Genomic DNA, 14,142 nt, shown 5'->3' on the forward strand with positions numbered 1-14,142 from the left:
ATCCCCCAAAACCCTTGTAGGGTAAAGGTTTCTAGCTAACGAATCGCACCCTCTCCTTCAGAACCACGCATGAAACTTTCGTCTCACGTGGCTCCTAGATATCCTTCCCTTTCGGAGTGCTCCAATGTATCTGTTGGTGGCAGCTTCGATGTACTGCTAGTAAGTTCTTAGATTTCCAATTGTCGTGGTTTCCATCGGTATGATGAAGGTGTACAGATTCGTCTTCTAAAAACTTCAATCCACAGTGTCCACAGGATTGGCGTTGCTTTTTCAAGGCTGTAGAGGTAGCATCAGAATATAACCTAGAGTTACGGTTACTCCAATATACTAGGTCACCATCGTAGGGTGACTTAGTCCCTTTTACATTGACGTGCTGGTTTTGTTTGTATCCTACCTTTGGGAATCCTTTCTCGCATAGTTTATTTGCTTTATACCGATTCACCTTCTTTTCTTTTCGGAATTTACGGTTGGCGGTTTTGCGCATAAACCATAAGGAGTCTCGTGTGCTGCTCATATCGCAGCTGTTGTGGTAGTTTTTCCAACCTCGCACTATAGGGGCTAACTTTTTGGCTTTTACTTCAGCGCCATAATTCGAGTTGTTGACTACGGCTTTAATCTTCTTTCGGATATTGCGGTGGTTTTCCTCTGAGGGAATTGACCGGAATTTTCCGTTTTTCTGAACGCGGAAGTTCCACCCCAGGAGACGAAACCTTAGAAGAAAGAAGCCTTAATTAATAATTTTTAACCCTTTTTTGCATAGTCTGTCGCCTGTAAAGGCTTCTTTCTTCTTACGGTAACTTCATAGGAAGTCAAATCCGTCTGTCGTTTTAGTCAGTTTGGTCTTTTCCTCACTGATTTCCATCCCACGCTCTGCCAAGAATGCTTTGATAGATTCGAGTATCTTCGTGGCGTTATCTTTTGGTTTCAAGATTATTACCATATCATCTGCGTAACGCAGACTAGGGTGTATTTCCTCTATTCCGTCAAGTGCAATGTTGGCTAGTAAGGGACTCATTACACCCCCCTGAGGAGTGCCTTGCTCCGGAAACTCTGGGTCTACTCCGGCTTTTAGGCATCGGAATATTCCCATTTTTATGGCTGCCGGGGCAATCACTCTTTTCATTATGGAGGTATGTGAAATACGGTCAAAGCACTTTTTGATGTCTAGTTCTATGATTCGCTTATAAATGCCTTTATTGCTTGACCTTAGATGGAGAAACAGACGCTTTTGTGCATCTTGTGCGCATCTGCCTGTCCTGAATCCGTAGCTATCGGCACTGAATGTAGCCTCATGGGCTGGTTCGAGGGCGAATTTCACTAGACATTGCCAGGCTCTATCAGCGATGGTTGGTATTTTCAACATTCTTACTTTCCCATTCTTTTTTGGGATAGGGATTTCACGTAGTCGATTATGTTTCCAGTCAGATGCATAATCGTTCAATGTTTCTACCAGTTCATTGCGCTGTCTGTAGTTGAGGCTTGACAGGCCGTCAACTCCAGCCGTCTTTTTCCCTTTATTTAGTTGTGTTACTTGACGGACGGCCAAAAGCTGCGCTGAACGGGATTTCAGAATCAGTTTCTGTAGAGACCGCGCCTTCTTCAAGTCACCGTCTCGAACCGCTTTATACACTCTCTTTTGTAGGCGGAAAAGGTTTTGGCGAAGTTTCTTCCACTTTTGACCTTTCCATAGGTCGCTATATCTATTTGACATGCGTCTACCCATACTCTCCATTAGTTCATGTATTCTGGATACCCGTGCCCAGTTTAAGAGCACATCCTACCCGACAGTAGGGATTAAGTCTGACATGACTTACTGAGATACCGACCTGTCCCCAGACCTATATTGCTGTCGTTTTTACTTGTTCCGTCTGTTAGATTGTTATGACGATTTAGGGCAGTCCAATTTGCCTATTTCCTTCTCAGAGATTACAGCTACCTAGGGGAAAGCGCTGTGAGAATGAGGAAATCAAGTCTCGCATGTACTAGTCAGATTGCGGCTTGGTGATTAGACACTTTTTCAGGACTTTTGCTACTGTTACCCATGTCGCCTCCCTTTTAGCGGCAGTGTGGCACATCTGATTTACCTCTGATTCCGCCCTGATGCCAGCGTCACTCTGCGAGGATGTCGCCTTGCTCGGTGTGGCCAGATAAGGATTCACATATCTCTTAATGGAGTGGATTTCCACCACTATCTTACAGACAGTTAGAATTCGGGTTATTACCCGCGAATTCCCTGAGTCATACCCCTCTATTTTCTAGAGGCTCCTACTCAGAACAAGCCGCACCCCCTACCCACCTTAGTCAGGTCGAATGACTGTGTGGTTACTTTTTTGAGTATGTTGGCAGCACCGTTAGTATCGGCATTGATCAACTTTCCGGAAGCAATCCTATACAAACCACGCCTAACTCTTTTGCCAGAAGGGATCCATCCGTTGGGTTTTGCACCATGTTTTGGTAATGAATCGCCGTCCAAGAAAGACGCTTTACTTGTGTAAGATTCTTCAGTGACAATCAGATTTATCCCATATTCAGCGACATTGCTGCTTTAGCCGTTCGATTAGCCGTTTAGTGGGAATGGTTACAAACTGTTGGTTACCTTTGTTTCCCATATTGGAACGACTCTTGTGTCCTTCGTTCCAGCCAAATACCAGATTACCTATCCCATCGTTCAAACAACGATTCACGAGAAACCGAGCTGCTTTGTTGATTGCATCCCGCATCTGATTATTTCGCTTCAACTGAATTCTGTCTAAATGGGAGTCCCAGTACTTCATTGACTTTCCGTGTTTGTGTTTAGCTACAAGGCGACAATAACCTTGATTCATTGATTTGAGCTTTCGACCGTCAATAATGAAGCTTTTTCCCAAGGTTGAAACGCAGGTTAGCCAGTTATCGCCACCGTGGTCTATCCCGATCGCGTCAGAGTAATCAAGATTTGGATTATCAGTTACTGGTTGCTTTCCATCATCAATGACCCAGTCTACCCACAATTGTCCGTAACAAGGGCGAACTGTCACTTCTTTGACCCAGTCAGGATCTATGAAATCAGGAGGGTCTAAGGTTATTTGAGTCAGCAGTTCCGGTTTGCTTTCCTTACTAACAGAAGGATGAAACAATCCCTCTTTGTAGGTTAGAGCCTGGCTAGGAAAAGTCACAGAGGCAAAGCCTCCAGACTTCCTGTAACGAGGGAATCTAGGTCTGTCTACTTTTCCTTGATAGTACAGTCCCACCAGTTTGTTATAACTAGCGATCGCTTCCCCGACGGTTTTCAGGGTTTGTTGAGCAGACTGAGCTGCCATCCCTTTATAGTGGGGCGACATCTTCAAGGCTTTGTCTAATTCAGGGTATTTGGTAGCACACTTATAGGTTTTCCAACCACATCTCAATTCATCTTCACGCCAGTAACTCGTAAAAGCTTCTTGCTCTTCAAGCCATTTATAGTGTTTCTGTTTGGCATAATATACAGCACAATTAAATAAGCTGTTGGCCTGTTGACATTGAAACTCCCAAAACACTTTCTCTTCTTCCAAGAAGTTAGCTTTCACTGGAATTGTTCTATACACTTGATACCATCGACATTCTTTGCTAACCTAATTTTAGTATATATTGATGTTCTAAATATGTCAACAACAAAACAGACTAAATCCCAAAAAAGGATGAGGGGAATTCCCGTTCATTATGACGAATTAAAAAAGACACACAGCATCATGCTTACTGATACTGTTTGGAAATGGCTGCAATTGTCCGCAAAGGAGTCAGGGACAAGCGTGGGGGAATACATAGAGCGCTGGGCTAGAAACCAGATAGAGGACACGACGCCGATATTTCCAGTCTCTGTTTTTCATCCCGGAGCCCGTACCTTAGAATAAGGCAGCCTTAATCATGGAGGCGCGCTTTCGCGACGGCGAATTAAATTCGCCATGGGTCGCGCCTCAAAGTTTTAACCCTGGGACGAGTAGCCGACCAACCATAAAGGCTGCCTTATTCTTGCGGTAACTTCTGACCCCGGCTAAAGCACGGGGGTTCTCAAATTTCAGGAAGTTTTGATAGCAGACCATTTCCTGCTTCTAGCAAGGGAAATTATAGGGTTAATCCTAGTTATAATAACTCTAGAAAAGCCTTAACTTGCAAATCAATACCAGTAATGGCCGTGCCGACAACAACTGCATAGGCTCCCAATTCTAGCGCAGTTTGAGCCATCTTGGGGGTAGCAATACCTCCTTCGCAAATGGCTGGGATATCTAAATGCTTCACCAACTGGCTGAGTAGGCCAAAGCCGGGAGGAGAGAGATGGCTGGTTTGAGCAGTGTAACCATAGAGGGTGGTACCAACTAAATCCACACCGGCGGCTTGTGCTGCGATCGCACTCTCAAGGGTATCCACATCTGCCATCACCGGTTTACCCAGTGTATCGTGAATCTGCTTAATTAAATCTTGAACTGTTTCCCCTCCAGGACGTTCCCGTAAGGTGGCATCAATGGCAATAATATCAGCACCAGCGGATGCGATCGCTTTAGCATGGTGAAACTGGGGAGTAATATAAACCTCAGACTCCGGTAACTGTTGCTTCCACAAGCCAATAATTGGAGCAGTGGGACATTGACTACGGACAGCTGCCACATGGTCAGGTGTATCAATACGCACACCCGATGCCCCCTGATTTATCGAAGCTTGTGCCATAGCGGCAATCACTAGGGGGTGGTGCAGGGGTGAGTCACGGGGTGCCTGACAAGAAACAATTAGACTATGACGAATTGAATTGAGATAATTAGCTGCCATGTTGTTGGTGGTTAGAGTAACTGATGATCGATATATAGAGGTTTCACAGCATTTCTAAAATAGGTAAGCTACAGAAGTTTTGGATTTTAGGGAATCGGGAATCGGGAATCGGGAATCGGGAATCGGGAATCGGGAATCGGGAATCGGGAATCGGGAATCGGGGAAAAATTATGTGTAGCTCATAAATCTAATAACCGTTATATAGTAATTGGTTTAAGCACTGGGTTTATTGTATTATATTACCTCCAGATAATTACCCTTAATAAAAATCTTACCATCTCCCGATCTCCCTATTTACCCATCTCTCCATCTACCAGCGCCACGGACTCTTACGGAGATATGCTTGGTAGTTGTATGTGTTGTGTTTTGACTTTATCGCTTTTTTTTATCAGGTCATTTCAAGGGTAATTATAATGTCATTGATTCTAATTTTATGCTTAATTTCAGTCTTTATATTTCCAGTTATAGCTGATTAATACAGCTTTGTTGCCCAAGCATAATTTCCACCAGTTTTTCGTTGATAAACTGGCGCGATTCCTCAGCCAAAAGAGGTAGAGTGGCTGTACTCATCAATGGCTACTTTAAATTTTATGCTTTTGTCAACCCCTATACCTAAATCCTTACACTATATTTATCTACAATCAAGATTTATTGGCTTGACAAGATATTGATTTATTGTGCGTCTGTAAGCATTCAGCCGTCAGCTATCAGCGTGTCGCGTATCAGCTAATGGGCTACGCCCACGCTACACCGAACAGCTAAAGGTCTGTGGCCACGCTACACCGAACAGTTTATGCCCATAGCTTAGGCTACTAATGGTGCTTGTGAATAAAATAAGCTGACGGCTGACGGCTGATAGCTGAATGCTTACCTGCGTATCTATCCAGATAATCTTTAATTAAAGAATTAAAGATTATGTAAAAAAAATTTTTTTTTTGCGGTAGATATCCGAAATCCAGCTATCTTAAAATTAGCGGCAATTAGCAGTAATTTTTAATCTTGACTATGGGGTAATTACGGAAAAAATCTGTAGCTAAAATAAATAATTAATCGCTCTTATAGCCCGTTTTCAAAATTATTTACTGGCGATAAATGAGGGAATTACTTGAAGACTTACTTTAGAGTAAAACCCGTAAATATTGGGGATAACTCAAGTAAATTACCTGCCTTTACCACACCATGTAGCTACTTTTCAAACACCTTCTTAGAAGAGATAGAGTATTTTACTGCATCTACCACATTAGTGGTTGGGAACAATGCAATCTTGACCTAAGTACTAACCTGATGAAAAATTACTTATCTAACTTAAAAGTGGTTAGAAACTTCAAGCCTCGTAAGCTTGGTTTAGCAATAACCACTTTCGCTGCCCTAGGATTTTCCATGTCTGTGCCTGCTGCTGCAGGAGAATTTCGTACCATTAACGGATTTGGTAACAACCTAAATGATCCGACATTGGGTCAAGCGGAAACACAACTGCTTCGGCTGCTAACTCCTGCTTATGAGGATGGCTTCAACGCACCAAGAATAACCGGTTCGACCGGCAATGTTCTGCCTAACCCCCGTGACATTAGCAATACGATTGTGCGCCAGACTGAATCCGTGCCTAATTTCCTCAACGCCAGCGACTGGATCTGGCAGTGGGGGCAGTTCATAGATCACGACTTGGATCTGAATGAGGGAGGGTCACATAGCCCACCAGAGGATTTCACCCCCATCCCAGTTAACCCTATTGACATTGCCACTGGTCAGCCAGATCCACTTGCGCCATTTCTACCCTTTGTTAGGGTTCGTGCAGCTGAAGGCACTGGCACTGGGATTGGCAATCCGCGCCAGCAGATCAACCAGCTGACTTCTTTTATTGATGGTTCACAGGTTTACGGATCTGATCAAGTGCGGGCGGAATTTTTGCGTACTAATGATGGTACTGGAAAGCTCAAGAGCCAAAGTATCAATGGCCAAGAGCTACTGCCGTTCAATACTGCCGGATTACCTAATGGCAACAGTAACCGGTCTGGAGCATTAGCACCAGAAGAGTTGTTCATCGCTGGGGATATTCGTGCCAACGAACAAATTGGTTTAATTGCAGCTCACACTTTGTTCGTGCGAGAGCACAATCGTCTGGCTGAAGAACTTGATGAAAAAATTAAGGCTGGCGACCCGGTCATTTTGGAAAAGTTAGATCAGTCAGGACTTAATAAGGGTGACTTTATCTACGAATCAGCTCGTAAGGTGGTCGGCGCTCAGATTCAGGTAATCACATACAATGAATTTCTACCGCTGTTAATTGGCGATAGCCTTTTGGATGATTACTCTGGCTACGATCCCACATTTAACCCAAGTGTCAGTCAGGAATTTGCCAATGCTAACTTCCGCGTTGGTCACACTCTTCTCTCCGAAGAGCTTCAACGCATTGACAATAACGGCACTTCTGTCGGAAGTATCTCCCTTCGCGATGCCTTCTTCAATCTCCAAGAAGTGATTGATAACGGAGTCGATTCACTGTTTTTGGGTTTAGCGTCCCAGGAGGCTGAAGAGGTTGACAATCGGTTAGTGGACGGGGTGCGGAACTTCGTTGCCCCGAATGGCAACGGTGGCTTTGACCTCGCTTCACTCAATATTCAGCGGGGAAGAGAAGTTGGGCTTCCCGGCTACAATGATGCTCGTGTGGAACTCGGTCTGGATCCGGTCACTGCCTTCTTGACCACCGATACCGAACTTGGGATTACTTCTAACCCAGAAGTAGCAGCTCTATTTGAAAAAATCTACAAGTCTGTAGAGGATGTGGATTTCTGGATTGGAGGAATATCTGAAGACTCCTTCAACGGTGGTTTGGTCGGTGAACTATTCAATACGGTCATCTCAGACCAGTTCACGCGGACACGAGATGGTGACCGATTCTTTTTCCTCAACGATCTCGATCATCTGCTCGCCTTGGCTCCAGATCTAGAAAGCACTCGCCTCTCGGACATTATTCGCCGGAACTCAACGATTACTAAAATCCAGGATAATGCTTTTGTTGTCCCAGAAGATGTGCCGGAACCTAGCAGCATTTTTGGTTTAGTTACACTCCTAGGTTTAGCAGCTATAGCGCAGCGCTATAACTTTCCACCAAAGCCATAACCCTGTACAATAATCCCATCGGTTCTATCGGTTTATATAAGTAATCATCCACTACCTCCATCATCTCTTGTTGCTCTACCTTTGGCACAGTCGGAATTGTTAAAGCCAGAATTTTTACCCCACCGGTTGTGGAGGATTGACGCAGCCATTGAGTCATTTCGTAACCCTCCCTGGTCGGTAACTGCCAATCAATAATGATCGTCTGGGGCTTAAGCAATGCAATTTGTTTGATGGCAGTGGAAGCATCAATCAACCAAATTACTTTATAGCCTGCTGCGGTCAAAATTTCGCAAATTAGGGTAGCAATCTCTTCTTGGTTTTCCACTAAGGCCACAGTGCCTTGAGCTTTGAGAGTTAGGTTGGACTTTGGCAGGGCTTTTTCTGAAATAACTGGTGCCATGGGTTGAGTGGGTAACCAAACTGTAAAACAAGACCCCTCTCCCACTACCGATTCCACCTCAATTTTGCCCCTATGGAGTTCGATTAGCTGTTTGGTTAAGGCTAACCCCAAGCCAGTTCCTTCATACTTGCGACGGTAGGGCGTTTCTAGCTGCTGAAACTTTTGAAACAGTAATGGTAACTGGTCTTGGGCAATACCAATGCCTGTATCTTCCACTTGAAACACTACTAACTGATTTTCTGGCCAGACTCGTAGGATTACTTTACCCCCCTCTGGGGTAAATTTAATCCCATTACTTAAAAGGTTAAACAAAATCTGTGTAACCCGCCGTTGGTCTGCAGAAAAACAGTCCCTTTCTGGTGGCACTCGCCAATCTAGCTGTAGAGTCACCTGCTGTTGGTAGGCTTGTTCGTTTAGGCTACTCAATACCTGATTGGCTAGCTTACTTAAGGAAAATTTGCTGATAGTCAGGACTAACTTTCCTGCTTCAACCTGAGACAAATCCAGAATATCGTTGATCAGTTCTAGCAGGTGTTGCCCATTGTCCTGGATAGTTTTTAAATAGCGCTGTTGCTTTTCGACAGGTAATCTGTGGGAACTGTCCTGACCAAAACACCAGCGCAAGAGTGTAGCTGCCATCCCAATTACGCAGGTTAGAGGGGTGCGCAATTCATGACTCATGGTAGCTAGAAACTCACTCTTAGCAAGATTGGCTGCTTGAGCAGCTTGCAAAGCATCCCGGAGTGCTTGGGTGCGCTCAATTACCCGTTGTTCAAGGGTGTTGTTTTGCTGCTGCACTTGGGAGTATAACTTCGCTTGATAGATGGCAACGGCTAGGTGTTCAGCAATTGCCTGGAGAAAGTTTTTTTCACTGTCCTGCCATCGCCTTGGCTCGAAACACTGATGGGCAATTAGTAGTCCCCACAGGTTGTTTTCGACAATAATTGGTGCGACTAACTTGGCTCGTACTTGATGTCGATGCAACAGTTTAAGTAAGCAATTATGGGTATTATAGCTCTTATCAACATCATCAACAGCAACCGTTGACCCTCGCTGATATTTATGTGTAGAGTTCGGTACATGGGTTAAACATTCCTCCTGCTCAATCACATTCAGCACTGATGGGATACCATCGGAGGCTTTAGCTTCGTAGGTAATACAACCCCAGCCTAATTCAGTGGCAGCAGCAGGTGCTGGCTCTAGTGCTGTGGGACTAGAGCTGTAAGGGAAGTCAAATTGATAGATGACTAATCGGTCTACTTCTAAAAAGTGTCGTACCCGTTCAACTGCTGTGGTCAGGATCAGCGGTAACTCTTGGCTTTGACGGATTTGACTGGTCACCTGATTGAGCAATCGCTCTTGCTCAACCTGCTGGTGCAGTGCTTCTGCTACGGGTTGACAAATGGACGCATAGGGATAATCTGGCTCTGCTAATGGTGGAACATCGGTGCTGTAGTCACACAGAATATCGATTAATGATAGGGTAAATTCGCTCTGGATAGCTGGATTATTGGGTTTGAGGGAGGCTTGAGCCCTCTTGATTAGGTTGAGAATATCCTCAGAGGTGTCAACTTCTAATGGTGAGGTTAGGTAGGAGTCCTTGAGATGGGTAAGAAAGTTTGCGATCGCATCCGGAGCGAATGTCAATCCCACTTGGTACAGTCTCATCAGAGAGTCATACCCAGTTAAGGTCTCCGGTTGGGCTTCCCCCCACAGCAGACAACTGAACTGTTCTGATCCGATCAGGATAAACCTTTGGTTCTGAGCCTCAGTAATCACCTTCTGATTCACCAAAATATCAGACTTTAGGAGTATTGCCTCTTCGCCCAAGCTTGACTGCATCTCGTCTAATCGCTGATTCAGACGCTCGAACACAGCCAAGGGCAAAATTCTGAGGAATTTTGGATTACTAAATAATTTTGTAGGTGGAATTAACGATAACACCTGCTGCCTGGTGGGCTAACTTGCCTGAATGGTGTGGATAGTAGCTTTTTTGATGGTAGTTGATTTTTGTCGACCTGCTCATACGTATTTCCCTAATTTACCACATTTTAGCTTTGCGTGCAGCGTGGTAAGCGTGGTAAGCGTGGTAAATATGATAAAAATAAATATGGTAAGTGTGGTTAACACGCCCAGGGAGAGGGTAGAAGTAATTGCTTTGGTTGGTTAATAAAGTACCAAACTAGATGGCGATGTTCCGTTCGCGCAGCGTCTGGCACTGCCAGTAACGAACCGCTTCGCGAACGCACTAATTTTTTAGTAATGTTTAACATCGGTAATAAGGAGTAAAACTAAAATACAATAGATAAATAGATCAGATTAAAAGTGATCAGACATGACACCAGAAGAAAGATTAACTCAAGTAGAGAACTTGTTAGAAACAGCAGCACGATACATTAATCGCCACTCTCAGACCATCGAGCAAAATCAAGCAGAAATTACTCAATTACGAGTTTCCCTCAATGAGACCTTAAAATTGTTTTCCGAGTTAGCAACCTATCAACGTCAAAATCAAGAGGAAATACGACGGATTTGGGAATATTTATTAAATCAAAGCGGTAATGAATGAAACGGGCAAGATGCCCGTTCCACGGAGGGAATTAAACCTCTAGCAGTTTCCGACTAGTTTGGTGCGTTATTAACCCACCAAACTATAACGCGATGTTTCGTTCGCGCAGCGTCTGGCACTGCCAGTAAAGAACCGCTTTCCGATGCTCCTTGGCCTTTGGGCCACGCTACGCGAATGGAGCCCCTACGCGAACGCACTAATTTTGTAAGCATTCAGCCTACGGCTATCACCATCTGTAGCGCATATGCTTACCTAATTTTTTAGTAATGTTTAATATCATAAATAAGGATAAAAAAAAGAATCTAATAGATAAATCTCTCAAATTCAAAGTGATCAGACATGACACCAGAAGAAAGATTAACTCAAGTAGAGAACTTGTTAGAGACAGCAGCACGATACATTAATCGTCACTCTCAAACCATCGAGCAAAATCAAGCAGAAATTACTCAATTACGAGTTTCTCTGAATGAGACCTTAAAATTGTTTTCGGATTTGGCAACCTATCAACGTCAAAGTCAAGAGGAAATTCGTCAAAGTCAAGCAGAGATTCGCCAAAATCAAGAGGAAATACGACGGATTTGGGAATATTTATTAAATCAAAGCGGTAATGGACGCTCCGGGAATTAAACCTCTAGCGGTTTGGGAGTGTAAACAGAAAATTGATGGATAAAGGGCACCATCCCCCTGTCGTGATTGGCCTTTGGGCCACGCTACGCGATGCTCGGTACGAGCCGCTACGCGAACAGAAAAGGTGAATTTTTCTTGCATTCGAGAGCAATAATTTGATCACCTAGATAGAATTTAGACTGACAAAGTGAAAAATGTGCTGGCTACTCGACCTGGGTAGCCGGAAAAAGTCAATCAGGGAATCTCCATCTCATTTCTTTGTTGACGTTCGAGTAGAAACCTCGATGATAAACAATAGCTGTTCTGTGCTTGATTCCCTTTGCAATCTACAACCAAATCCAAACCAAGAAGACCACACTGGTGCTACTAGTCAAGGGATTGTAGTGATTTCTCCCCTAGATGACCTTGAAACTGGTGAAGATTTGGCTACTACTGGTGATTTGGATATCACCAATGGCCCGATTAACGTCAAGCCCCCTATAGAGAGTCAAAGAATTATAGATTTTGATGACATTGACCAAGTGTTTGATCTCGAAATTCAGCCTCAAGATGGAACAACCGCGAATATCACCAAGATTGAAATTAGTAGTCATCGAACAGTAGACCCAGATGACCCTCTCGTCAAGGTCAGTAGCAGGGCGACGGCTATTAATAGGATTAGTCCCAATCCCTTGGCCAATGGCCACGCTAACGGAACAGGCGACTCTGGTGGCGGTGTGGTAATAGTCAGCAGTAGCAGCACGGCTACCAGTACCATTAGTGACAATACCTCAGGGGATTTAGGGAATCGCATTTCCAGTATCCATGGCACAGCCATGGTTTCCAGCACCATAAGTAACCCTAACACCAATAATTATCAGGTTAGTGGTGCCGCCGGTGTCACCACTGGTAACAACAACCCGATTAGTAATCCGGATGATGTTACCGATGGACCTGACAATCTCCTTGAGGGCATCGTTGGTACTATTACCAATCCCATTGATTCCCTACTTGGTTCCTTCCAGACTCCATCTCTGTTCACTCCATCTCTGTTCACTTCATCTCTAGGTTTTCCTAGTTCTGGGATTGATCTTGACCAGAGTCGTTCGCTTATTTGAGCAATTTGTGGGCATCACTCCTAATATTGGTGCCTTTGCAGCTCAACCCGAAATAGGACTTGACCTGTTCAAGGACTAAAAATCATTGTCTTGATGCAGTCGCTCATGGGGGTAACCCCCAAGACCGCGCTGCATCGCTTCGACCTTTGCCCTAGTAATCAGTCTATTTAGTGTTGAGGCTTAGGTGTTAGGTGTTGGGAGTTAAGTGTTAGGTTAATGGTGTTAGTTAGTAGTTAACGCCTAATACCCAGTTATTAATACCTAGTTATTAGAGTCTACTCGAGAAAAGTATAGGTTAAGTTTCTCTAAAATACTGGGTTAGGTTGTTGAGGGCCTCTGTAGCACTTTCAATTGCAGAAGATAATTCTTCAATGCGCTCAGAGTGAGCTTTACCTTCAATTTCTTTTTTCAGCAGTGCTTGTAATTTCAGAATCAATTCTTTTTGGTAGCTGACTGAATGGGTAAAATCTGTGGATTCCATCATCGGACTTAACTGAATTGCTTTACCTGATACCTGTTCGCGTAGCGTGCGCGTAGCGCATTAGCTGACCACTGAATTCGAGTTTACCGAACCCAATTGTATTCAGTTTACCGTAATTTATATCAACGTTAACTATAGCATTTCTAAATAGTTTATAAAACCAAAGGTTGCATTGCTGTCTGATAACCCCAAAAAATCCTCGAATCTCTTTCTTACTATTCCCTGCTCCCTGCTCCCTGTTCCCTGTTCCCTGTTCCCTGTTCCCTGTTCCCTGCTCCCTGCTCCCTGTTCCCTGTTCCCTGTTCCCTGTTCCCTCTTCACAACTTATTCATAACGGCAATCCCTATAAAGTTAGTGATAAAAACCGAATTGTAACTGCTAGTTTGAAGTCCTACCATAATAATCACAGGCCATAAAACCAGGCTGAATCTATTAAGCAATTACAACTTGGAGGAAGAGCTATGACTCTAGTTCGTTGGAACCCATGGAAAGACATCAACACCCTACAACGGGAAATTGACCAGCTATTTGACAATAGTTTTGTGCCGACTACTTTGCGAGAGTTTGGTCATTTCAAAAATGTTCCTGCTGCTGAACTAACCCAAACTGAAGATGCTATCACTCTGAAATTGGAAGTTCCAGGAATGGAAGCCAAAGACTTGAATGTAGAAGTCACAGATACTGTTGTTGCTATCAGTGGAGAACGGAAAGAGGAAACCAATACTGACGAAAAAGGCGTCAAGCGGTCTGAATTCCGTTATGGTAAATTCCAGCGGGTAATTCCTTTACCGGTTCGGGTTCAAAATACCAAAGTTGAGGCTGAGTACAAAGACGGTATCTTGAATCTGACCTTGCCCAAAGCTGAAGAGGAAAAAAACAAAGTTGTCAAGGTTAACTTGAACTAACTCCCTGGTTAGCTCAGTAGCTGGTTAGCTCAGTGGCTGGTTAGTTCAGTGGCTGGCTAACTAGACTTGGGACAATTAGTTAGCTACTGGAGTTTAGACTAAATCGTGACCTTAAAGGGTGACAACCGATCTACAATGCTTGCTGAATCAGGGACAGCGCATAA

The 14,142-nt window shown here is 44.1% G+C and carries 11 protein-coding genes and 3 pseudogenes; 6 read left to right on the top strand and 8 right to left on the bottom strand.

Features of this window, described 5'->3' with window-relative positions; genetic code table 11:
* Nucleotides 1–94 precede the first annotated feature (94 nt).
* The 4 genes and pseudogenes from BJP37_RS35655 to BJP37_RS04835 form a co-directional block, all read right to left on the bottom strand.
* Nucleotides 95–700: pseudogene (locus tag BJP37_RS35655) on the bottom strand (HNH endonuclease signature motif containing protein); the annotation flags it as partial.
* Nucleotides 701–805: 105 nt separating this feature from the next.
* Nucleotides 806–1,723, bottom strand: a pseudogene (locus tag BJP37_RS35660) (reverse transcriptase domain-containing protein); the annotation flags it as partial.
* Nucleotides 1,724–2,284: 561 nt separating this feature from the next.
* Nucleotides 2,285–3,563: pseudogene (locus BJP37_RS04825) on the bottom strand (RNA-guided endonuclease InsQ/TnpB family protein); the annotation flags it as partial.
* A gap of 535 nt (nucleotides 3,564–4,098) precedes the next feature.
* A complete protein-coding gene (locus BJP37_RS04835; RefSeq protein WP_075896907.1) occupies nucleotides 4,099–4,779 on the bottom strand; it encodes an N-acetylmannosamine-6-phosphate 2-epimerase in 681 nt (226 codons plus the stop codon).
* A 1,284-nt stretch (nucleotides 4,780–6,063) separates the two neighbouring features.
* On the opposite strand from BJP37_RS04835, the gene BJP37_RS04840 reads away from it, so the two are divergent.
* Nucleotides 6,064–7,899 carry a peroxidase family protein gene (locus BJP37_RS04840; RefSeq protein WP_075896909.1) on the top strand — a complete coding sequence of 612 codons (1,836 nt, stop codon included), beginning with the start codon at nucleotides 6,064–6,066 and terminating at the stop codon, nucleotides 7,897–7,899.
* Here BJP37_RS04840 and BJP37_RS04845 read toward each other — a convergent pair.
* On the bottom strand, nucleotides 7,862–10,186 hold the full coding sequence (locus BJP37_RS04845) for a hybrid sensor histidine kinase/response regulator (protein ID WP_081431451.1): 2,325 nt from the start codon (nucleotides 10,184–10,186) through the stop codon (nucleotides 7,862–7,864). The genes BJP37_RS04840 and BJP37_RS04845 overlap by 38 nt on opposite strands.
* Nucleotides 10,187–10,422: 236 nt before the next feature.
* Entirely contained in the window at nucleotides 10,423–10,572 is a 150-nt protein-coding gene (locus tag BJP37_RS38510; RefSeq protein WP_158069425.1) for a hypothetical protein, read from the bottom strand.
* 62 nt (nucleotides 10,573–10,634) lie between these two features.
* On the opposite strand from BJP37_RS38510, the gene BJP37_RS04850 reads away from it, so the two are divergent.
* Nucleotides 10,635–10,868: a hypothetical protein gene (locus BJP37_RS04850; protein ID WP_075896911.1), complete on the top strand. Its 234-nt coding sequence runs from the start codon at nucleotides 10,635–10,637 to the stop codon at nucleotides 10,866–10,868.
* 53 nt (nucleotides 10,869–10,921) lie between these two features.
* On the opposite strand, the gene BJP37_RS38515 is transcribed toward BJP37_RS04850, so the two are convergent.
* On the bottom strand, nucleotides 10,922–11,080 hold the full coding sequence (locus BJP37_RS38515; protein ID WP_158069426.1) for a hypothetical protein: 159 nt from the start codon (nucleotides 11,078–11,080) through the stop codon (nucleotides 10,922–10,924).
* A gap of 127 nt (nucleotides 11,081–11,207) precedes the next feature.
* On the opposite strand from BJP37_RS38515, the gene BJP37_RS04855 reads away from it, so the two are divergent.
* On the top strand, nucleotides 11,208–11,495 hold the full coding sequence (locus BJP37_RS04855; RefSeq protein ID WP_075896913.1) for a hypothetical protein: 288 nt from the start codon (nucleotides 11,208–11,210) through the stop codon (nucleotides 11,493–11,495).
* 194 nt (nucleotides 11,496–11,689) lie between these two features.
* Nucleotides 11,690–12,592, top strand: a complete 903-nt coding sequence (locus tag BJP37_RS04860; protein ID WP_075896915.1) for a hypothetical protein — start codon at nucleotides 11,690–11,692, stop codon at nucleotides 12,590–12,592.
* 295 nt (nucleotides 12,593–12,887) lie between these two features.
* Here the strand turns inward: BJP37_RS04860 and BJP37_RS04865 are convergent, their stop codons facing one another.
* Nucleotides 12,888–13,076, bottom strand: coding sequence for a hypothetical protein (locus tag BJP37_RS04865; protein WP_075896917.1), 189 nt, complete (start codon nucleotides 13,074–13,076; stop codon nucleotides 12,888–12,890).
* Nucleotides 13,077–13,245: 169 nt separating this feature from the next.
* On the opposite strand from BJP37_RS04865, the gene BJP37_RS38520 reads away from it, so the two are divergent.
* Complete coding sequence (locus tag BJP37_RS38520) at nucleotides 13,246–13,407, top strand: hypothetical protein (protein WP_158069427.1); 162 nt, start codon at nucleotides 13,246–13,248, stop codon at nucleotides 13,405–13,407.
* Nucleotides 13,408–13,534: 127 nt separating this feature from the next.
* Nucleotides 13,535–13,978 carry an Hsp20/alpha crystallin family protein gene (locus tag BJP37_RS04875; protein WP_075896921.1) on the top strand — a complete coding sequence of 148 codons (444 nt, stop codon included), beginning with the start codon at nucleotides 13,535–13,537 and terminating at the stop codon, nucleotides 13,976–13,978.
* Nucleotides 13,979–14,142: the final 164 nt, after the last annotated feature.

The organism is Moorena bouillonii PNG (assembly GCF_001942495.1).
Classification (GTDB): Bacteria; Cyanobacteriota; Cyanobacteriia; order Cyanobacteriales; family Coleofasciculaceae; genus Moorena; species Moorena bouillonii.

Excerpts from the sequence above, each read along its gene's own strand:
- BJP37_RS04855 (WP_075896913.1), top strand. The coding sequence starts at position 11,208 with ATGACACCAGAAGAAAGATTAACTCAAGTAGAGAACTTGTTAGAGACA.
- BJP37_RS38510 (WP_158069425.1), bottom strand. The coding sequence starts at position 10,572 with ATGTTAAACATTACTAAAAAATTAGTGCGTTCGCGAAGCGGTTCGTTA.
- BJP37_RS04840 (WP_075896909.1), top strand. The coding sequence starts at position 6,064 with ATGAAAAATTACTTATCTAACTTAAAAGTGGTTAGAAACTTCAAGCCT.
- BJP37_RS04875 (WP_075896921.1), top strand. The coding sequence starts at position 13,535 with ATGACTCTAGTTCGTTGGAACCCATGGAAAGACATCAACACCCTACAA.
- BJP37_RS38515 (WP_158069426.1), bottom strand. The coding sequence starts at position 11,080 with ATGCTTACAAAATTAGTGCGTTCGCGTAGGGGCTCCATTCGCGTAGCG.
- BJP37_RS04850 (WP_075896911.1), top strand. The coding sequence starts at position 10,635 with ATGACACCAGAAGAAAGATTAACTCAAGTAGAGAACTTGTTAGAAACA.
- BJP37_RS04865 (WP_075896917.1), bottom strand. The coding sequence starts at position 13,076 with ATGATGGAATCCACAGATTTTACCCATTCAGTCAGCTACCAAAAAGAA.
- BJP37_RS04835 (WP_075896907.1), bottom strand. The coding sequence starts at position 4,779 with ATGGCAGCTAATTATCTCAATTCAATTCGTCATAGTCTAATTGTTTCT.
- BJP37_RS04860 (WP_075896915.1), top strand. The coding sequence starts at position 11,690 with ATGTGCTGGCTACTCGACCTGGGTAGCCGGAAAAAGTCAATCAGGGAA.